This window comes from Klebsiella sp. KPN54798 (genome assembly GCF_021184225.1).
GTDB lineage: Bacteria > Pseudomonadota > Gammaproteobacteria > Enterobacterales > Enterobacteriaceae > Klebsiella > Klebsiella pneumoniae.
Map to the genome: position 1 here is coordinate 4212985 of NZ_CP089234.1, position 19487 is coordinate 4232471.

Below are 19487 nucleotides of genomic sequence, written 5' to 3' on the forward strand. Positions count from 1 at the left end.
ATTTAAACGCTTATAACGTTTTAAAGCAAGGCACGATCGCAAAAGCAGATGATTATGCTGGTTATGTCTTTCACACCAGAATCATTTACCATATTGATAGAAAACCCGTGGCTTATCATGCGAACAAAAAAGCAGCGCACGCTCATTAAATAGGCGAGAAAAAACGACTGCCAATGAAAATGACCAGCTGAAGCTGGTCATTGGCAAGATAAACTGACAGCGCGTCGATCAGGCGTCATTTTTGGCAATTAATCGTTCCGGGAGCAGGAAGCTAAAGCGGGTTCCCTTGCCCACCGTGCTGTCGATTTCCAGCCGGCTGTCATGATGGTTAACCGCGTGTTTGACGATCGCCAGTCCCAGGCCACTGCCCCCCGTTTGCCGGGAACGGGCTTTATCCACCCGATAAAAACGCTCGGTCAGACGGGGAATATGCTCCGGCGCAATGCCTGGCCCATTATCCTCGACGCTGAACAGCGCTCCCTGCGGGGTCCGCTGCCAGCTGACGCGAATTTCGGTCCCCGGCGGGGTGTGGTTCACCGCGTTATAGACCAGGTTGGAGATGGCGCTGCGCAGTTGCTCCTCATTACCCAGCACCTTGAGCTGCTCATCGACGGTGAAGATCAGCGTCTGTTTCTCCTGGCTGAGAGTTTGCGCCTCGCGCTCCACCACCCGCAGCATCATCGGCACGTCGATGCGATCATTCATCGCCAGCGCCGGCGCGGCTTCAATACGCGACAGCGTCAGCAGCTGCTTCACCAGACCTTCCATACGCTGAGTTTGCTCCCGCATGGTGTGCAGGGCTTTTTCTCGGGTCGCCCCCTCCAGCACCTGCTCCTGCATCATCTCCAGATAGCCCTGCAGCACCGTCAGTGGGGTGCGCAACTCATGGCTGACGTTGGCGAAAAAGTTCCGCCGCGCCCCTTCCAGCTGATGCATCTGCGTCACGTCGCGCGCCACCATCAGCCACTGCTTGTCGCTGTAGGGCATCACGCGAATTTCCAGATGACGGGCGTTATTCAGCACCAGATTGAGCGGCTTTGAAAAATCGCGCTGTTTCAGATAGTTGGCGAACTCGGGATAGCGCAGAAGGTTAAGAATGTTTTGGCCACTGTCGTCCGGCCAGCGCAGGTTTAGAATCTGCTGCGCCAGGCCATTACACCAGAAAATAGCCCCCTCTTCCGTGGTCAGGACGACCGCATCCGGCAGCGATTCCGCCCCGCTGCGAAAGCGTTTAATCAGGCTTCCCAGCTCGCGCCGACGCTTTTTATTACGCATCTGCATCTGGTGCAGACCATACAGCAGCGGCTCCCAACTGCCGCGGCCAGGCGGAGGAGTCATGCTCCGGTCCACCCACAGCCACCACGACAGGCGCATCAAATTCCAGAAATGCCAGATCAGCAAACCGGTCACTGCCGCCAGTAAAAACCACGGCAGATGACCCACAAACGCCCCCAGAATCAGGGCCGGAATACACGCTAAAAAGAGCTCCAGCGCCAGCCTTTTCCATGACAGCCGTTCCAGCACGGGTCACACTCCTGTCAAAATTCAGAAACGGGCGGAGAAACGATACCCCGTGCCGCGAACCGTTTGCACCATACGATCATGGCCACTGTGTTCCAGCGCTTTGCGCAGGCGGCGAATATGGACGTCCACCGTGCGGTCTTCCACATAAACGTTGGTCCCCCAGACGTGGTTCAGCAGCTGTTCGCGGCTGTACACCCGCTCCGGATGGGTCATAAAGAAGTGCAATAATTTAAATTCCGTCGGTCCCATATCCAGCGGACTGTCGCCGGTCATTACCCGGTGCGATGAAGGGTCGAGGCTCAGCCCCTGCATTTCGATCACCTCTTCCACCGCCATCGGTGAAATACGGCGCATCACCGCTTTGATTCGCGCCACCAGCTCTTTCGGAGAGAAAGGCTTGGTGATGTAGTCATCCGCGCCGGTCTCCAGGCCGCGAACGCGATCCTCTTCTTCTCCACGCGCGGTCAGCATCACTACCGGAATATCCCGCGTCATCGCCTCGCGCTTGAGCAGTTTAATAAACTGCAGCCCCGAACCGCCCGGCAGCATCCAGTCCAGGAGAATCAAATCAGGCCAGGGTTCATTGAGTTGATTCACCGCGCTGTCATAATCTTCCGCTTCGACAGGCTGAAAGCCATTTTGCTCCAGAACAAAGCAGACCATTTCGCGGATTGGAGCTTCATCTTCAACGACCAGAATTCTTCTCGCCATTATTTACCCTGTGTTTTTTAGCCATCAGTATAGAAGTGCGGCGTCATTATGCGTCACTTTTGTGACAGATTTATGAAAAAAATGACCGTCTGATGATCGGGTATTTTGAAGCACGACGCGGACTTACCCCTCACTAACAAGTGGTATACTGCCGCCAATGCTTTTTTCGCTAGGGAAGATTTATGCGCCTCCTTCACACCTCCGACTGGCACCTGGGCCAGAATTTTTACAGCAAAAGCCGCGCGGCCGAACACGACGCTTTTCTTACCTGGCTACTGGACCGCGCGCAGGAGCATGAAGTCGACGCCATTATCGTGGCTGGCGATATTTTTGATACCGGCTCGCCGCCGAGCTACGCCCGCGAACTGTATAACCGTTTCGTCGTCCAGTTGCAGCAGACCGGCTGTCGCCTGGTGGTGCTGGCGGGCAACCACGACTCGGTGGCGATGCTCAATGAATCCCGCGATATCCTCGCCTTTTTACACACCACCGTGGTGGCGAACGCCGGCTACGCGCCGATTGAGCTGCCGCTGCGCGACGGCACGCCGGGCGCCATCTTCTGTCCGGTGCCGTTTTTACGCCCGCGCGAGCTGGTGACCAGCCAGGCCGGTCACTCCGGTCGGGAAAAACAGCAGCTGCTGCTGCACGCCATCAGCGACTATTATCAGGAGCAGTATCAGCAGGCCTGCGCGCTGCGCGGCGATCGGCCGCTGCCCATCATTGCCAGCGGCCATCTGACCACCGTCGGCGCCAGCAAAAGCGATGCCGTCCGCGACATTTACATCGGCACACTGGATGCCTTTCCGGCGCAACACTTCCCCCCTGCCGACTACATTGCGCTGGGCCATATTCACCGGGCGCAGATGGTCGGCGGCTGCGAGCATATCCGCTACAGCGGCTCGCCGCTGCCGCTGAGCTTCGATGAAACCGGCAAAGCGAAATCGGTGCATCTGGTGAGCTTTAGCGAGGGGCGACTTAGCGCCGTGGAAACCCTGGAGGTGCCCGTGACCCAGCCTCTGGCGGTAATCAAAGGCGATCTGGCCGCCATCACCGCCCAGCTGGAGCAGTGGCGCGGCGTCGAGCAGGACCCGCCGGTGTGGCTGGATATCGAAATCACCACCGAGGACTATCTGCACGATATTCAGCGTCATATTCAGGCGCTGACGGAGGATCTGCCGGTGGAAGTGCTGCTGGTGCGCCGCAGCCGCGAGCAGCGCGAGAAAATACTGCTCAACGCCCAGCGGGAGACGCTCAGTGAACTGAAGGTGGAGGAGGTATTCGAGCGCCGGCTGGCGCTGACCGAAATTGACGATATGAAGCGCGCCCGGCTGCATGAGCTGTTCGCCCATACGGTGCATACGCTCACCGCGGAGGATGAAAACGCATGAAAATCCTCAGTCTGCGTCTGAAAAACCTCAACTCCCTGAAAGGGGAATGGAAGATAGACTTTACCGCCGAGCCGTTCGCCAGCAATGGCCTGTTCGCCATTACCGGCGCCACCGGGGCCGGGAAAACCACGCTGCTCGATGCCATTTGCCTGGCGCTCTATCATGAAACGCCGCGCCTGAATAAAGTCTCCCAGTCGCAAAACGACCTGATGACCCGCGATACCGCCGAGTGTCTGGCGGAAGTCGAGTTTGAAGTAAAAGGCATCGCCTACCGCGCTTTCTGGAGCCAGAACCGGGCCCGTAACCAGCCGGATGGCAATCTGCAGGCGCCCCGCGTCGAGCTGGCGCGCTGCGCTGACGGCAAAATCCTCGCCGATAAAGTCTCGGACAAGCTGGAGCAAACCGCGACGCTTACCGGCCTCGACTATGGCCGCTTCACCCGCTCGATGCTGCTTTCCCAGGGGCAATTTGCCGCCTTCCTGAACGCGAAGCCGAGCGATCGCGCGGAGCTGCTGGAGGAGCTGACCGGCACGGAAATCTACGGCCAGATTTCAGCCATGGTCTACGAACAGCACAAAGCCGCTCGCCATGCGCTGGAGAAGTTCGAAGCCCAGGCGGCGGGCATCGTCCTGTTGACGGAGGCCCAGCAGCAGGCGCTGCAGGAAAGTTTGCAGGTACTTACTGACGAAGAAAAAGCCCTGCTGGCCCAGCAGCAGAGCCAGCAGCAGCAGCTCCAGTGGCTGACCCGCCGCGACGAGCTGGCGCAGCAGCAGCAGCAGGCCGCCACCCGGCAGCAGCAGGCCCGCCAGGCGCTGGCGGACGCCGCCCCGGCGCTGGCGAAGCTTGAGCTGGCCCAGCCCGCCGCCCAACTGCGTCCCCTGTGGGAGCGCCAGCAGGAGCAGACGGCAGGCCTGGCGCAAACCCGGCAGCGGATCAGTGAAGTAAATGCTCGCTTACTTGCCAGCACGGCGCTGCGCGCGCGCATCCGCCAGGGCGCCTTGCGCGCTCAGCAGCAGCGTCAGGCTGAACTGGCCGATCTGGCGCAGTGGCTGGCCGCCCATGAGCGTTTCCGCTTATGGGGTCAGGAGATCGCCGGCTGGCGAGCGCAATTCTCGCAACTGACGCGGGATAAACAACAGCTAACGGCTCAGAGCACCCGCCTGGCCGCGCTACGCCAGAAGCTGGCCACGCTGCCAGCCAGCCCTCTCACCCTGAGCGCGGATGACGTTGCCGCAGCGATAGAACAGCAAACCCAATCGCGGCCGCTGCGCCAGCGCTTGATCTCCCTGCATGAGCAGCATCAGCTGCTGCGCAAGCGTCTGCGCCAGAACGCCGACAGCGTCCAGCAGGCGCAGGCGGAGCAGGTAAAACTTAACGCTACCCTGACGCTGCGCCGGGAACAATATAAAGACAAAAACCAGCACTATCTCGACCTGAAGGCGCTCTGCCAGCGGGAAGAAACGATTAAAGACCTGGAAAGCTACCGCGACCGGCTCGAGGCGGGTAAGCCCTGTCCGCTGTGCGGCGCCTGTGAACACCCGGCGATTGAACAATACGCCTCGTTGACGCTCACGGATAATCAGCGCCGCCGCGATGCGCTGGAAAAGGAGGTCGCCGCGCTGAAAGAAGAAGGCCTGCTGATCCTCGGGCAGGTCAAGGCCCTGACGCAACAGCTTCAGCGTGACACCGAAGCGGCCGGGCGGCTCGCAGAGGAAGAGCAAGCGCTTACTAAAGCGTGGCAGGAGACCTGCGCCTCTCTGCACATCACGCGGGATATTGCGCAAGAGATAAACGACTGGATGCAGGAGCAGGAGCGCTACGAGCAGCAGCTCTATCAGCTCAGCCAGCGCCTGATGTTGCAGAGTCAGCTTAACGATCAGCAGGCGCTGGAGCGCCAGGCCGAGCAGCAGCTGGCGGCCACGCGCCAGGGACTGGAGAGCGCCCTGCAGGCCCTGGCCCTGAGCCTGCCGGCAGAAGGGACAGAAGCCGCCTGGCTGCACGCTCGCGAAAGCGAATTTGCCCAGTGGCAGGCGCAACAGACCCAACATGATGCCATTCAGCAGCAAATCGCTGCTCTGCGGCCACTGCTGGAGACGCTGCCGACCAGCGACGAGACAGAGGTTGAAGCTGAGTCGGCCATCCCGGACAACTGGCGCGAAATCCACGAGGAATGCCTGTCGCTGCACAGCCAGCTTGTCGCCCAGCAGCAGCAGGAAACCCAGGAAAAGGCGCGTCTGGACCAGTCGCAGGCGCAATTCACCTCCGCCCTGGCCGCCAGCCGCTTTAGCGATCGGGAGGCGTTCCTCGCCGCGCTGCTGGATGACGAGACCGCCCAGCGGCTGACGCAGTTAAAACAGACGCTGGAGCAGCAGCTTCAGCAGGCGGCCGCGCTCTGCGAGCAGGCGACCCGGCAACATGAGGCGCACCTGGCGCTGCGTCCGCAAGGGGTGGACGCTGACGTCCCCACCCTGCAAACCCAGCTGCACGCCATGGCCCAGCGGCTGCGGGATAACACTACCCGCCAGGGTGAGATCCGCCAGCAGCTCAGGCAGGACGCAGAGAGCCGTCAACAGCAGCAGGCGCTGGGGCAGCAGATTGCAGAGGCGGCGCAGCTGGCGGACGACTGGGGCTATCTCAATTCGCTGATCGGCTCCAGCACCGGCGACCGGTTCCGCAAATTCGCCCAGGGGCTGACGCTGGATAATCTGGTCTGGCTGGCAAACCAGCAGCTCAACCGCCTGCATGGCCGCTATCTGCTACAGCGCAAGGCCAGCGAGGCGCTGGAGCTGGAGGTTGTCGATACCTGGCAGGCCGACGCCGTGCGCGACACCCGCACCCTCTCCGGCGGCGAAAGTTTCCTCGTCAGCCTGGCGCTGGCCCTGGCGCTGTCAGACCTGGTGAGCCATAAGACGCGGATTGACTCCCTGTTTCTTGATGAAGGCTTCGGCACCCTCGACAGCGAAACGCTGGACACGGCGCTGGACGCCCTGGATGCCCTTAACGCCAGCGGTAAGATTATCGGGGTGATCAGCCACGTGGAGGCGATGAAAGACCGCATTCCGGTGCAGATCAAAGTGAAGAAGATTAACGGCCTGGGCTATAGCCGGCTGGACAAAGCGTTTGCGGTGGAGTGAGGTCTGAATTATGGCGATGTCCCCTCACCCTAACCCTCTCCCGAGGGAGAGGGTTAGGGGGCGGGGAAGCGGTTCAGGTCCCCTGGAGCGGCCACAGCCAGGCCGCGCCGCGTACCCCGCTGGAGTCGCCGTGCATCGCTTTGCGGATCGGCGTTTCACACTCGCCGCCGAAGACCCACTGCTTCACCAGGTCCGGCACCGTCTGATACAGCCGTTCGACGTTGCTCATCCCGCCGCCCAGCACGATAACGTCCGGGTCGAGGATATTCACCACGTGGGCCAGCGATTTCGCCAGCCGCTGTTCATAGCGGCTCAGCGCCAGTTCAGCCTTTTCGTCACCTTCTCCCACCAGGCGCATAATCTCGCTGCCGGTTAACCCTTTGCCGCTCAGCCGCTGATAGTCGGTGGCGAAACCGGTGCCGGAGATAAAGGTTTCGATACACCCCTGTTTGCCGCAGTAGCAAGGGACTTCCGCACGGTAGCGTAGCTCATCGTCGTTCATCCACGGCAATGGGTTATGTCCCCATTCGCCAGCGTTACCATTGCCGCCGATATGCGCCCGCCCGTTGAGCGCCACCCCGGCGCCGCAGCCGGTGCCGATAATCACCGCGAATACCGTTTGCGCCCCCGCCGCCGCGCCGTCCACCGCTTCCGACACCGCCAGACAGTTGGCATCGTTAGCCAGCCGGACTTCCCGCTCAAGGCGCAGGCTGAGGTCCTTATCAAAGGGCTGGCCGTTGAGCCAGGTCGAGTTGGCGTTTTTCACCACCCCGGTATAAGGCGAAATTGAGCCAGGAATGCCCATCCCCACGGTACCCTGCTGTCCGGACGCCTGCTCGGCCATCGCCACCAGAGTGGCGATGGTCTCGATGGTTTGCCGGTAGTCCTCCCGCGGCGTGGGTAACCGGTGGCGAAACAGCTGCTCTCCCTGATCGCTCAGGGCTATCACTTCGGTTTTTGTTCCACCTAAATCAATACCAATACGCACGCTCAGCTCCTCACCCCGATTAACAATGCAAGCATAGCGACAATTCGCTATCATGCCCGCCTGATTTAACGACAAAGCCGTGGAAATTATCATGCTGTGGTTCAAAAATTTAATGGTTTACCGTCTCAGCCGCGATATCGAATTGCGCGCCGAGGAGATGGAAAAACAGCTGGCCGAGCTGACATTTACCCCTTGTGGCAGCCAGGATATGGCGAAAACCGGTTGGGTGTCGCCGATGGGATCGCACAGCGACGCGCTGACGCATACGGCAAACGGCCAGATCATTATCTGCGCGCGTAAAGAAGAGAAGATCCTGCCGTCGCCGGTGATTAAGCAGGCGCTGGAGGCAAAGATCCAGAAGCTGGAAGCCGATCAGGGCCGCAAGCTGAAGAAGACCGAGAAAGATTCCCTGAAAGATGAAGTGCTGCACTCGCTACTGCCGCGCGCCTTCAGCCGCTTCAGCCAGACAATGATGTGGATCGACACCGTCAACGGCCTGATCATGGTCGACTGCGCCAGCGCGAAGAAAGCGGAAGATACTCTGGCCCTGCTGCGTAAAACCCTCGGCTCGCTGCCGGTGGTGCCGCTGACCCTGGAGAATCCGATTGAGCTAACGCTGACCGAGTGGGTCCGCTCCGGCACCGTGGCGCAGGGCTTCCAGCTGCTGGACGAAGCCGAGCTGAAAGCGATGCTGGAAGATGGCGGCGTGATCCGCGCCAAGAAGCAGGATCTGGTTAGCGACGAAATCGCTGTACACATTGAGGCCGGGAAGGTCGTCACCAAGCTGGCGCTGGACTGGCAGCAGCGTATTCAGTTTGTGATCTGCGACGACGCGTCAATTAAGCGCCTCAAGTTCTGCGATGAACTGCGCGACCAAAACGAAGATATCGATCGGGAAGATTTCGCCCAGCGCTTTGACGCCGACTTTATCTTAATGACCGGCGAGCTGGCTGCCCTGATCCAAAGCCTGGTGGAAGGGCTCGGCGGCGAAGCGCAGCGCTAAGCGCCGCTTTCCTTCCTGCCGGGCAGGAAGGAAAAAACAACCCGGCGGCAGGCGCCGGGCGTCACGCTGGCTTACAGATAGCGGCACAGATAAGAGGTTGGCTCAGCCACCTGCAGATGAAATTCGCTGTTGCCTGGCACATTGAAAACTTCGCCGGCAGCGTAAACTTTCCACTCAGTCTCACCCGGCAGCAGGACATTCAGCGCCCCGCTGACTACCGTCATCTCTTCCGGCTGCGCCGTACCAAAGGTGTATTCCCCTTCCGCCATCACGCCAACGCTGGCGCGACCGGTACTGCTGCTGGTGAAGCCAATGGATTTCACTTTTCCGTCAAAGTATTCATTGCTTTGAAGCATAAACAAGCCCTTCTGATCGTCGGTTAAAGGCTCAATATAGGGGGCGCTCCTTGCCCCTGTCACGTGAAATTAACACATTAGACCAATAGTTCTGCCGCCAGTCGGGAAACCAGCACATTCGACAGCAAAACCGGAACATCGAGGGCTTTTTGTAACACATCGCGATGATGCTGATAGTAACCGAGACAGTCGAGGACCAGCACGTCGGCGCCCTGCTCCAGCAGCGTTTTGCCGGCGGTTAATAGCTCGCTGTCGCTGCCGGTAAACGGATTGGCCAGCGCGTAGTATGGCGACTTTTCCAGCGAGAGCCACTTTTGCCGCTGCATGGGCATGATCTCTTCCACCGGCACGATCACCCCTACCTGGTGCCCATCGACGATCGATGCCACCAGCGGCGGGATGATCCGCTGCGGCTCGAGGAGGATCGCGTGGTGGGTGGTAAAACCGGTCAGCTGTTCGGAACTGAGCAGCAGGATCACATCATAATGTTGTCGATCCAGCATCGCGATCGCGCTGCGGACATCGCGTTCAATTTTCTGTCGCGACACCATCAACAACTGGTTATTACTGAGCAAGGTCAGGAGTCCTTTCTCGCCGTCACCTACGGCGTACTCGGCCATTACCTCGTCAGGCGTCATCTCGCCCAGCAGGCTGATGTGGGCGATCTGTTCTTCCCTGATATGTTCGGTCAGGAGCGGCAATACTCCCGCCAGCGGCACAACGCCGATGGTCAAAATTGCCATCGTTGCACTACTCATATCATGTACCTTTTCACAACCACTGCTTCAACACAGGCTTTCCACACACAGCATCCGCCCCCCTGGTGAGTAAAAATCAACCGTCGAGAAGCGTAGCAGCTCCACGCCGCGGTTGAATGTAAAGATTGCCGGGCGGCGGCGCCGTGCCTGAAAAATCCGTGTGTTAGATATTCATTAGTACGACTGATAAATAAAAAATGTGAGATACGCCCGATATTGCCAGCATGGCGGGCAATTCGGGCTCAGGGGGTTACGACTTGTCAGGATCTTCATAACGCCGTTTGGCATCCACGGCTTCCTGCTCGGTAGGATGTTCGCTGATAAGCGAATCAGGCTCAGGATAATCCGCACGGAGCTGATACCAGGTCACCGTCTGACCCTGAGGACCTTTCTCTACCGCAACCACGCGCGCTTCTCTCGGATATGGGGGCCTGTTTGGCATAGTTCTTCCTTCTTCTGGTAGCAGAACTATTAAGTATAGGCGCCCCTCGCCGCCTTAATGTAAGTAAATTCTTAACTTACCGGGGTTGCCGTCGCGCTGCACAGCATGGACATAATCTGCTCCACCACCCGATCCGGCGAGGCCGTGGCATCCACAATATGGTGGGCAGCGTCCCGGTATAACGCTTCGCGCTGCGCCAGCACCTCGCCCACTTCCTCGCGCACCGGTTTTCCGGTCAGCGTCGGCCGCTGTTCGGCTTTCGGGTAGGCTTCCAGACGGTCAATCAGCGCCGACACCGAGGCCTGCAGATAAATCACCACGCCATTCTCCCGCATAAACTGACGGTTACCTTCCGCCAGCACAATGCCGCCGCCGGTGGCGATTACCGTATTCGGCAGGGTCACGGCCTTCAGCGACAGGGTCTCCAGTTCGCGAAAACGCGCCCACCCTTCCGCCTGCACGATCTCAGCCACCGTCCGCTGCTCATGGGCCTGTAGCCGATGATCGGTATCGGAGAACTGAAAATGCCGCGCTCGCGCCAGCGCATGGCCGACGGTGGTTTTACCGCAGCCGCGTGGCCCAATAAGAAAGATAGGCTGTGTCATAACCGAAGACCCCCTGGTTCCGTCTGTCGCAAAAAAATGAAAACGAAAGCACGTATTATCGCTGTCTGTCCCGCAATGCATACGTAAAGAAAAAATTACACAACTTCTTTACACCCCATTACCACGGTGAGAAGAGGGGCTATTAATGTAAACTTATCATTGCATTTAGTGTTTAACCAGCTTTACTTTCCGCTTGGCGTTATTTTTTATCCACCGCTGGCGTAAACGGTAACACATTTATGCATAGCTTTACGAAGCAACATATTTACAACATCATGTTTCAGAAGCACCCTGATGCCTATTCGACAGTGTGACAGAGGAATGTAACATGCAATCTGAAGAACAACGCCTTATTGATGGACTGTTTTCCCGGCTGAAAGAGGCTGAGGCGCACAGCGCATCGCGCGATGCCAGCGCCGAGGAGCGGATTGCCCAACACGTGAGCGCGCAGCCGGCGGCCCCCTACTATATGGCGCAAACCATTCTTATCCAGGAAGCCGCGATTAAACAGCTTAACGATCGCATCCAGGCGCTGGAGAGTCAGGTCAGCCAACTGCAGGCGGCAAAGCCCAGCAGCGGCGGCTTCCTCTCCGGCCTGTTTGGCGGTGGCGGCTCGTCACGCGGTTCTGACCCTATCCCGGGCGCGGAGCAATATGGTCGCCCGCAGGCCAGCGCTCAGCCGCAGTATACGCCACCACCGCAGCAGAACTATGCCCCGCAGGCTGCCGCACGCGGCGGCGGCTTTATGGCGGGCGCGCTGCAAACGGCCGCTGGCGTGGCAGGCGGCGTGGTGCTGGGCAATATGCTGACCAATATGTTCAGCGGCTCGCACCCGCAGGAGATAGTCAATATCATCGAAGAGAAGCCGCAGCCTGATGCCGCCTCCGCGCAGGACAGCATCGCGCAGGACACCACCGCAGGTGACGATCCGTTCCGCCAGGGAGACGATCAGTTCCTTGCCGACAATACCTGGAACGACGACTTCGACGCCGGCTTTGGCGACGATGATTTTGGCAGCGATGACGATAGCTGGGTTTAACCCTGGCGACGCTTAACCGCCAGCAACCACTTCTCCAGCTCGGCGGCAAACTGTTGCCGATCGCGCTGCGATAAACTATCCGGGCCGCCGGTCTGAACGCCGCTGGCCCGTAATGTCTCCATAAAATCCCGCATTGTCAGCCGCTCGCGGATCGTCGCCTCGCTGTAACGTTCCCCGCGCGGATTCAGCGCCGCCCCGCCTTTCGCCAGCACCTCCGCCGCCAGCGGGATGTCGGCGGTGATCACTAAATCTCCCGCCGCGCACTGGCGAACGATTTCATTATCCGCCACGTCAAAACCCTGCTCAACCCGCAGGGTGCGGATGAAACGCGACGGCGGCACGCGCAGCGGCTGGTTCGCCACCAGCGTCAGCGGAGTCTGGGTCCGCTCTGCCGCGCGGAACAAAATCTCTTTAATCACGTTCGGACACGCGTCCGCATCCACCCAAATGGCCATGCCAGCTCCTGGTACCTGCAATAAGTGACGCCAATGTTACCTGCTTTTCTCCCCCAGGAAAGCGCCAGGATGGTAAGCTAATCAGATCGTAACGAAAAAAGCAGAGGGGAATGGTGATGGATAAGAAAATTGGCTTTATCGGCTGCGGCAATATGGGTAAGGCCATTCTGGGCGGGCTGATCGCCAGCGGTCAGGTACAGCCGGGACAAATCTGGGTCTACACCCCGTCGCCGGACAAGGTTGCAGCTCTGCGCGACCAGTATGGCATCAACGCCGCCAGCAGCGCCCAGGAAGTGGCGCAGATTGCCGATATCGTCTTCGGCGCGGTTAAACCAGGGATCATGACCAAAGTGCTGGGCGATATCGCCTCCAGCCTGAATAAAGAGTCGCTGGTGGTCTCTATCGCCGCCGGCGTTACGCTTGAGCAGCTGGCGCGCGCCCTTGGCCACGATCGCAAAATCATTCGCGCGATGCCGAATACGCCGTCGCTGGTTAACGCCGGTATGACCTCCGTCACGCCTAACGCCCTGGTGAGCAGCGAAGATGTTGCCGAAGTGCTGACTATTTTCCGTTGCTTTGGCCAGGCGGAGCAAATTGCCGAGCCGATGATCCATCCGGTGGTGGGGGTAAGCGGTTCGGCGCCGGCCTATGTCTTTATGTTTATCGAAGCGATGGCTGATGCCGCCGTCCTCGGCGGAATGCCGCGCGCTCAGGCCTATAAATTCGCCGCCCAGGCGGTGATGGGCTCCGCCAAAATGGTGCTGGAGAGCGGAGAACACCCAGGGGCGCTGAAAGATATGGTCTGTTCCCCTGGCGGGACCACCATCGAAGCCGTGCGCGTGCTGGAAGAGAAAGGGTTCCGCTCGGCGGTAATCGAAGCCATCACCCAGTGTATGGAAAAATCAGAGAAACTGAGCCGCTCCTGAAGCTGAGCTGGCGGGCTTCAAGCCCTGAGAGGTTAAAGAACAAGGGAGCGCGAGCGCTCCCTTTTTTTCAGGCTTTCTTCAGGCAGCTACTCATGAAGGTACTGCGTTCATCGCCCTTCAGTGATTTCGCCGTGGCCGCTTTGCTGCAGTCGCTCATTTTCTGCTGCTGAGGGGTGAGCGCCTTTCCCTGCGAGGTCGTGGTCTCTTTTTTCAGACACTGGCTCATAAAGGTTTTGCGCTCCTCACCTTTCAGCATTTTGGCTGACGCTTGCTGATTGCAGTCCGTCATCCTTTGCTGCTGAGGAGTGGGCGTTTTTTCTGCCGCGCCAACCGCGCTGATAAAGATCAAGCCAAACATTAGGGTCATCAATAAAGTTATTTTCATCGCACCATCCTTCTGTGAGTGGAACGTTGTAAGTCTGGACGCAGAAAGAAAAAAAACCAGCCGGTGACGCAATTTCGCCACCGGCAGCGACTTATTTGAGACTCAGGGCAGCTTTCATGGTCGTGAACAGGTCGGTCTGATCGGTCAGGCCTACGACGTTAGCCGCATGCGGACCGTAGGCCGCAATGCGCAGTTGGGTGCCGGTGTGCTCCATCGACTCTTCCTCAGAGTTGCCGTAGCTCATCACCATCACCGCGCCATCGTGCGTGTTCAGAGCCTGGGTCAGCCCCGGGGCTTTGCTATCCGCCGGGATGATCTGGCTGGCATGCGCATGGTCGGCGGTGACGATCACCAGGGTATTACCGTCTTTTCGCGCGAATTCCAGCGCCTTCTGCACCGCTTCGTCAAGATCAACCGTTTCGCCGATCTGGCCGCACGGATTCGCCGCATGGTCCTGCTTATCGATGGAAGCGCCTTCGACTTGCAGGAAGAAACCTTTCTCGTTGCGACTGAGCAGGTCAATCGCTTTCTCCGTCATCTGCGCCAGCGTCGGCACCGAGGCGTCACGCTTCGGGTTTGGCGTACAGGTCACCGGCGGCTTATCGATATTACCGTGATAAGACGCCTTCGGCCCTTCCCAGCGTACCGGCATATTGCCATCGGCAAAGAGTCCCAGCAGCGGTTTATCCTGACTGGCTTCCGTCGCGGCGGCAAGAGAAGCCGCGTCGGTCACAATCTGGTAGCCGCGCGCTTGCGCCTGCTCGCGCAGGGTTTTGCCCTGCCACTCGCCCGCCGTCGCCGTTTCGGTAAAGGTCTTCGCGCCGCCGCCCAAGGTGACATCCGGTCGGGCGTTCAGCAGCTGTTCGGTAATGGAGCCTTTGCCCCCTTTTTCCAGCGCATTGCTGGGGCATTTTTCGCTGGTGACCGTCGGGCCGTAGCATTTACGCGATGTCACATGCGCTACCAACGCCGCGGGGGTGGCGTCCTGCAGCTCGGCGGTGGAAACGTTGCCGGTGGCCAGCCCCGCCGCTTTCGCCAGCTCGAGGATGGTCTGATGCGCATTCTCATGAATATCGACGCCCAGCGCGCCGTTATAAGTCTTCACGCCGGTGGTCCAGGCGGTGGCGGAGGCCGCCGAGTCGGTCACGTAGTCCGGTTTCCCGGTTTTTTTATCCAGCGAATAATGCGTGTACTGCCCGGTTAACGGCAGAGCATCAATTCCTTTAAAGAAACCGCCCGCCCCCTCGGCATAGTTTCGCGCAGCGGTAATTTCCGAATCACCCATGCCATCGCCAATCAGCAAAATAACGTTTTTAGCTGGCTTATTGATTAACGAGGCGCGCAGCGCTTCGGTTTGATCGCCTGTTAAACGACGCGCGCCGCCAGGAGTGGTGATATCTCCCTGCGCAGCGCGATTTTCCAGAACCGGCGCAGCAGTAGTTTCTGCATGAATAACCGGCGAGCCCAGTAGAGGAATCAGGGCAATAAACAGAGCGCTTAATTTCACTTTTGTCATCTCCATGTAAAAAATACTTAAAAAAAACAAAACGAGGGAGACTTTATAAAAGGGAGATGACAGAAAAATGACGGCATCCTTGTCGTGTCACAAAGACTAGCTACGAGGATGCCGCAACAGCTTCTTTAGATATTGCTGCAGCAGCATCGCATCATGGTCGTTGACCGGCGGACAGGGGGTCACCTGGTCAATCGCCTGTTCAATATCCTGAATCAATGCCTGCTGGGCATCATGCTCCATATGGCGCAATAATGCGGTGACCACGATCTCCAGCGCTTCAACCTGCACCGTCAGTTCCTTTGCTTCTTCTTCCTTTTGCGCCAGTTTAACCAGTAACTCAGCAATGAGATTCTTCATAGCACCAGTTCCTTATGCGAGGCCTGTTTTGATTGGGATGTCATACGCGATGACGGACCTCAGAATTACTTAAATTAAGAATCATCGCAACACCCAATATACAGCGAAACGTTTTACCACAATAAAATACCACTATAAATAGTATTGTTTAATCATGGCCAAGGTTGCTTATAACCAGATTGCCTGGAAAATAATAAAATGGAATAGCGTTCACGCCATGACGATAACAAAAAGTAATAGTAAATCCGCTGACGGCGAATAATGCTGACGGTATCGCAATAAATACCGCCAGCAGAGGTTCAGGCGTTAGCCCGGCGGGTTTGGCGCAGCATCCACGCCAGTTGCCAGAGGTTAATGAAAACGATAATGGCGGTGGCAATAAACACCCAGCGGAAGCCGGCCATGGCTGACACAGAGGCGCCAATTAGCGGCCCGGCGACGTTGCCCAGATACATAAACGACTGGTTATAGCCAAAGATACGCCCGGTGACGCTGTCGCTGCTGTACTTCAGCAATAAGGTCTGCACCGCCGGGAGCATCGCGCCATCGGCAAAGCCGAGCAGAAAACGCAGCGTACCCAATTGCAGCGGGGTGGTGACAAAGGACATGGCGAAGAACATCACCACCGCGCAGCAGAGCGTCGCCAGCAGGATCCGCGAGGTGCCGATGCGGTCGCCAAGCTTACCCAACCGTGGCGCAGAAATCAGTGCCGACACGCCGGGCACCGCGGCGATCATCCCGGCCAGAAAAGCGATATTGTTGCTGTCCGGCGCCATCGACTTAATAAACAGCGCCAGAATCGGGCCGATTGAGCCGTTGCACAATTGGATCACCAGGGTGGTGAAGAACAGGCTGATCACCAGCCCCGGATAGGGCAAAGAGGCAAAGACTTGTTTCCCGGTGAGACGCTCGCTTTTGCTGACCTGCGGGCGAACGCCCTCTTTAATCAGAAACAGGGTCACCAGAAAACTGATGGTCAGCAGGATCGCCGTAATAAAAAAGACCATCCGCAGCCCGACGTGGTCCGCCAGGAAACCGCCCAGCAGCGGACCGCCGATCACCCCGCTAATTTGCGCCGTCGACAGCGTGCTTAGCGCCCAGCCGCTGCGCTCGCGCGGCACCTGGGAGGCCACCAGCGCCATGGCGTTGGGAATATAACCGGAGGTTAAGCCCATGATCGCCCGCAGGATAAACAGCTGCCAGACGTTGGTGGCGAAAGCCTGCAGTAAAATGGCAATCGCCATCCCCAACGAGGCGCGCAGCAGCATGAGCTTGCGGCCTTTACGGTCCGCCAGGCTTCCCCACATTGGCGAGACGATCGCCGAGACAAGAAAAGTGACGCTGAAGGTCAGCCCCGACCACATCGATAGCGCTTCATGCGAGGTGACGCCGAGCTGGGAGACGTAGAGGGGTAAAAAGGGGAGAATTTGACTGATCGCCAGGCCGGTAAAAAAGCAACCAAACCAGACGGAGATGAGATTAACCTTCCAGGATTCCATAACTACGCGTATTCATTAATGATTTGCCAATTATTATCTAGCTTAGCAATTTCATCCCACTGGTGTACTACCATAGATGCGCTGGCGGTGAGTTTGGTGTTTTATGGCTGCGGATGAGAGCCTGACGAAGCATTTTCTGGTCATTTAGGCTGCTCATAGCGCTTTATGCTCAAAAGCAGAAGCCCTGGCCGCGCATGCCGAAATGAAAATGGTTGGCGTGAGCCGCGTTGTACTCTGGCCCCAGCGCGTTACCGAAGTAATGGCAGCTGCTGTTCAACAGCGCCGCCAGCCAGGGGCGCGAAGTCTCGCTCCGCCAGCCCTGCAGGACGCTAACGCGTCTACCGTCCGCCAGACGGAAACCGCTGACGTCCAGCGCGTCCGCCGTGGCGTGTTCACTGCGCCGCGCCTGTTGACGATGGTAAATATTGCGGCAGGCAAAGCTGCCGAGATGATCGATCTGACGCAGGTCGCTCGCCATCAGCTGCCGGGTCAGCGGCTTCGCCTGCTGCTCGATGTACAGCGCGCTGCTCAGCGCCAGCGGGCAGCTGGCGAGAAAACTACTGCTCAGCTGCACCGAGCCAAAATTCGCCACCCGCACCACGTTACGCAGAGGGCAGCTTCCCTCGCTGTCGGCCACCGGCCGGCTGGCGATAAGCCGCCGGCGATTGGCTTCCGCCAGCAGGGAGGCGCACTGGTCTGCCGTCAGCCTGCGCAGCTTAAACGACGTCAGCCAGCCCGGGGGATCGTCCAGCGCCAGCGGCGCCAGCGGATTCAGGTGCGGCGGCAGATTGCGGTATCCCAACAGGCCCGCGCCGAGCAGCCCGGCCAGCACCAGCAGCGTCTTTCCTCTCACGCCCACTCCCGTCAATTGATCAGGTAAATATTATGGCAGCCAGGCAGCGGTTTCACATGGTATGTTATGCCCTTTGATGTTATCTGGATGGAAGTTGAAATGGCAAAGATGAGGGTTGGGATCGTTTTTGGCGGCAAGTCGGCGGAGCATGAAGTGTCGCTGCAGTCAGCGAAGAATATCGTGGAAGCGATTGATAAATCGCGCTTCGATGTGGTTCTGTTGGGTATTGATAAACAGGGGCTGTGGCACATCAACGACGCCGGCAACTACCTGCTCAACGCACAGGATCCTGCCCGCATTGCCCTGCGCCCTTCCACGGTGACTCTGGCGCAGATCCCGGGCCGCGAAGCGCAGCAGCTGATTAACGCCGAAAGCGGCCAACCGCTGGCGGCCATCGATGTGATTTTCCCGATCGTCCACGGCACGCTGGGTGAAGATGGCTCCCTGCAGGGGATGCTGCGCATGGCGAATCTGCCGTTCGTCGGCTCCGATGTGCTGGGCTCTGCGGCCTGTATGGACAAAGACGTGACCAAACGTCTGCTGCGCGACGCCGGGCTCGCCGTCGCCCCGTTTATCACACTTACCCGCGCCAACCGCGCGCAGTTCAGCTTTGCCGATGTCGAAGCGAAGCTTGGCCTGCCGCTGTTCGTTAAGCCGGCTAATCAGGGCTCGTCGGTTGGCGTCAGCAAAGTTAAAAACGAAGAGCAGTACCATCAGGCGGTGGCCCTGGCCTTCGAATTTGACCATAAAGTGGTGGTGGAGCAAGGCATTAAAGGGCGGGAAATTGAGTGTGCGGTGCTGGGTAACGACCACCCGCAGGCCAGCACCTGCGGTGAAATCGTCCTCAACAGCGAGTTTTACGCCTACGACACCAAGTATATCGACGATCAGGGCGCGCAGGTGGTAGTCCCGGCCGCTATCGCCCCTGAGATCAACGACAAAATTCGCGCTATCGCGGTGCAGGCCTACCAGACCCTGGGCTGCAGCGGCATGGCTCGTGTCGACGTGTTCCTCACCGCCGACAACGAGGTGGTGATCAACGAGATCAACACCCTGCCGGGCTTTACCAACATCAGCATGTATCCGAAGCTGTGGCAGGCCAGCGGTCTCGACTACACCAGCCTGATCACCCGCCTGATTGAGCTGGCGCTGGAGCGCCATGCCGCGGACCGGGCGCTGAAAACCTCCATGAACTAAAACGCGTTTTACCCCGCCTGGCAGCGGCGGCCTCAGGCCTCTTCTGCCGGGCGGCGGCGGATCACAAAGCCCGCAATCCAGAAGCTAATGACCCAGGTGATCAGACCGACGGCGTAGGATTGCCACCCCTGAGTTTCAAACCCCAGCAGCCCCACCACGCCATTAAGAATAAAAATCAACCCCAGCGCCACGGCGTAGTAGTGCCAATCGCGGCGAATTTTATCAGTGAGCTTCATGCGGCCTCCAACAGCAAAAAACGCATCTTCGCATAGCCGCCCGCGGCGGTCTGTAGCGATATGGAGAATGTTGCTGGATTGCGACGCCGCTCTCCCTTTTGTGCTCCTGTGGCGC

The 19487-nt window shown here is 58.7% G+C and carries 20 protein-coding genes; 6 read left to right on the forward strand and 14 right to left on the reverse strand.

Translation table 11 applies throughout. The features are described 5' to 3' along the window. Window positions 1-228: 228 nt before the first annotated feature. Together phoR and phoB are read right to left on the reverse strand one after the other, a co-directional pair. Window positions 229-1524: a phosphate regulon sensor histidine kinase PhoR gene (gene phoR, locus LPQ25_RS20290; RefSeq protein WP_002890344.1), complete on the reverse strand. Its 1296-nt coding sequence runs from the start codon at window positions 1522-1524 to the stop codon at window positions 229-231. Between the two features lie 21 nt (window positions 1525-1545). Continuing rightward, window positions 1546-2235: a phosphate response regulator transcription factor PhoB gene (gene phoB, locus LPQ25_RS20295; RefSeq protein ID WP_002890343.1), complete on the reverse strand. Its 690-nt coding sequence runs from the start codon at window positions 2233-2235 to the stop codon at window positions 1546-1548. A 182-nt stretch (window positions 2236-2417) separates the two neighbouring features. Between phoB and sbcD the strand changes: the two genes are divergently transcribed. Together sbcD and sbcC are read left to right on the forward strand one after the other, a co-directional pair. After that, the gene (gene sbcD, locus LPQ25_RS20300; RefSeq protein ID WP_004178728.1) at window positions 2418-3623 is read left to right on the forward strand and encodes an exonuclease subunit SbcD; all 1206 of its coding nucleotides are present in this window, start codon (window positions 2418-2420) and stop codon (window positions 3621-3623) included. After that, a complete protein-coding gene (sbcC, locus tag LPQ25_RS20305; RefSeq protein ID WP_012737486.1) occupies window positions 3620-6757 on the forward strand; it encodes an exonuclease subunit SbcC in 3138 nt (1045 codons plus the stop codon). The genes sbcD and sbcC overlap by 4 nt, the downstream gene beginning before the upstream one ends. Before the next feature lie 73 nt (window positions 6758-6830). On the opposite strand, the gene mak is transcribed toward sbcC, so the two are convergent. Then, the gene (gene mak, locus LPQ25_RS20310; RefSeq protein WP_014907983.1) at window positions 6831-7745 is read right to left on the reverse strand and encodes a fructokinase; all 915 of its coding nucleotides are present in this window, start codon (window positions 7743-7745) and stop codon (window positions 6831-6833) included. A 91-nt stretch (window positions 7746-7836) separates the two neighbouring features. On the opposite strand from mak, the gene rdgC reads away from it, so the two are divergent. Further along, on the forward strand, window positions 7837-8748 hold the full coding sequence (rdgC, locus tag LPQ25_RS20315; protein ID WP_002890285.1) for a recombination-associated protein RdgC: 912 nt from the start codon (window positions 7837-7839) through the stop codon (window positions 8746-8748). A gap of 71 nt (window positions 8749-8819) precedes the next feature. Here rdgC and ppnP read toward each other — a convergent pair whose 3' ends face one another. The 4 genes from ppnP to aroL form a co-directional block, all read right to left on the reverse strand. Further along, on the reverse strand, window positions 8820-9104 hold the full coding sequence (gene ppnP / locus LPQ25_RS20320) for a pyrimidine/purine nucleoside phosphorylase (protein ID WP_002890284.1): 285 nt from the start codon (window positions 9102-9104) through the stop codon (window positions 8820-8822). Window positions 9105-9181: 77 nt separating this feature from the next. Continuing rightward, complete coding sequence (locus tag LPQ25_RS20325; RefSeq protein ID WP_012737484.1) at window positions 9182-9862, reverse strand: AroM family protein; 681 nt, start codon at window positions 9860-9862, stop codon at window positions 9182-9184. 250 nt (window positions 9863-10112) lie between these two features. Then, the gene (locus LPQ25_RS20330) at window positions 10113-10304 is read right to left on the reverse strand and encodes a YaiA family protein (protein WP_002890278.1); all 192 of its coding nucleotides are present in this window, start codon (window positions 10302-10304) and stop codon (window positions 10113-10115) included. Window positions 10305-10375: 71 nt separating this feature from the next. Beyond that, a complete protein-coding gene (aroL, locus tag LPQ25_RS20335; RefSeq protein ID WP_002890276.1) occupies window positions 10376-10909 on the reverse strand; it encodes a shikimate kinase AroL in 534 nt (177 codons plus the stop codon). A 328-nt stretch (window positions 10910-11237) separates the two neighbouring features. On the opposite strand from aroL, the gene LPQ25_RS20340 reads away from it, so the two are divergent. Next, window positions 11238-11948, forward strand: a complete 711-nt coding sequence (locus LPQ25_RS20340) for a DUF2076 domain-containing protein (protein WP_002890273.1) — start codon at window positions 11238-11240, stop codon at window positions 11946-11948. Here the strand turns inward: LPQ25_RS20340 and LPQ25_RS20345 are convergent. Further along, window positions 11945-12403 carry a YaiI/YqxD family protein gene (locus LPQ25_RS20345; RefSeq protein ID WP_002890230.1) on the reverse strand — a complete coding sequence of 153 codons (459 nt, stop codon included), beginning with the start codon at window positions 12401-12403 and terminating at the stop codon, window positions 11945-11947. The genes LPQ25_RS20340 and LPQ25_RS20345 overlap by 4 nt on opposite strands. A gap of 116 nt (window positions 12404-12519) precedes the next feature. Here LPQ25_RS20345 and proC point away from each other — a divergent pair, with 116 nt between their 5' ends. Beyond that, complete coding sequence (proC, locus tag LPQ25_RS20350; protein ID WP_002890227.1) at window positions 12520-13329, forward strand: pyrroline-5-carboxylate reductase; 810 nt, start codon at window positions 12520-12522, stop codon at window positions 13327-13329. A gap of 67 nt (window positions 13330-13396) precedes the next feature. On the opposite strand, the gene LPQ25_RS20355 is transcribed toward proC, so the two are convergent. The 5 genes from LPQ25_RS20355 to LPQ25_RS20375 all read right to left on the reverse strand — a co-directional run bounded on the left by LPQ25_RS20355 (window position 13397) and on the right by LPQ25_RS20375 (window position 17939). Then, entirely contained in the window at window positions 13397-13714 is a 318-nt protein-coding gene (locus LPQ25_RS20355) for a PsiF family protein (RefSeq protein WP_014907984.1), read from the reverse strand. Window positions 13715-13805: 91 nt separating this feature from the next. Beyond that, entirely contained in the window at window positions 13806-15236 is a 1431-nt protein-coding gene (phoA, locus tag LPQ25_RS20360; RefSeq protein ID WP_004147286.1) for an alkaline phosphatase, read from the reverse strand. Between the two features lie 90 nt (window positions 15237-15326). Beyond that, window positions 15327-15587 carry an anti-adapter protein IraP gene (gene iraP, locus LPQ25_RS20365; protein ID WP_002890221.1) on the reverse strand — a complete coding sequence of 87 codons (261 nt, stop codon included), beginning with the start codon at window positions 15585-15587 and terminating at the stop codon, window positions 15327-15329. Window positions 15588-15886: 299 nt separating this feature from the next. Further along, entirely contained in the window at window positions 15887-17086 is a 1200-nt protein-coding gene (locus LPQ25_RS20370; RefSeq protein WP_002890219.1) for a multidrug efflux MFS transporter, read from the reverse strand. 169 nt (window positions 17087-17255) lie between these two features. Next, window positions 17256-17939, reverse strand: a complete 684-nt coding sequence (locus LPQ25_RS20375; RefSeq protein WP_014907985.1) for an extensin-like domain-containing protein — start codon at window positions 17937-17939, stop codon at window positions 17256-17258. Window positions 17940-18038: 99 nt separating this feature from the next. Here LPQ25_RS20375 and ddlA point away from each other — a divergent pair, with 99 nt between their 5' ends. Next, on the forward strand, window positions 18039-19136 hold the full coding sequence (gene ddlA / locus LPQ25_RS20380; RefSeq protein WP_004151348.1) for a D-alanine--D-alanine ligase: 1098 nt from the start codon (window positions 18039-18041) through the stop codon (window positions 19134-19136). Between the two features lie 32 nt (window positions 19137-19168). Here the strand turns inward: ddlA and LPQ25_RS20385 are convergent, their stop codons facing one another. After that, window positions 19169-19372, reverse strand: coding sequence for a DUF2754 family protein (locus LPQ25_RS20385; RefSeq protein ID WP_002890215.1), 204 nt, complete (start codon window positions 19370-19372; stop codon window positions 19169-19171). Between the last annotated feature and the right edge of the window lie 115 nt (window positions 19373-19487).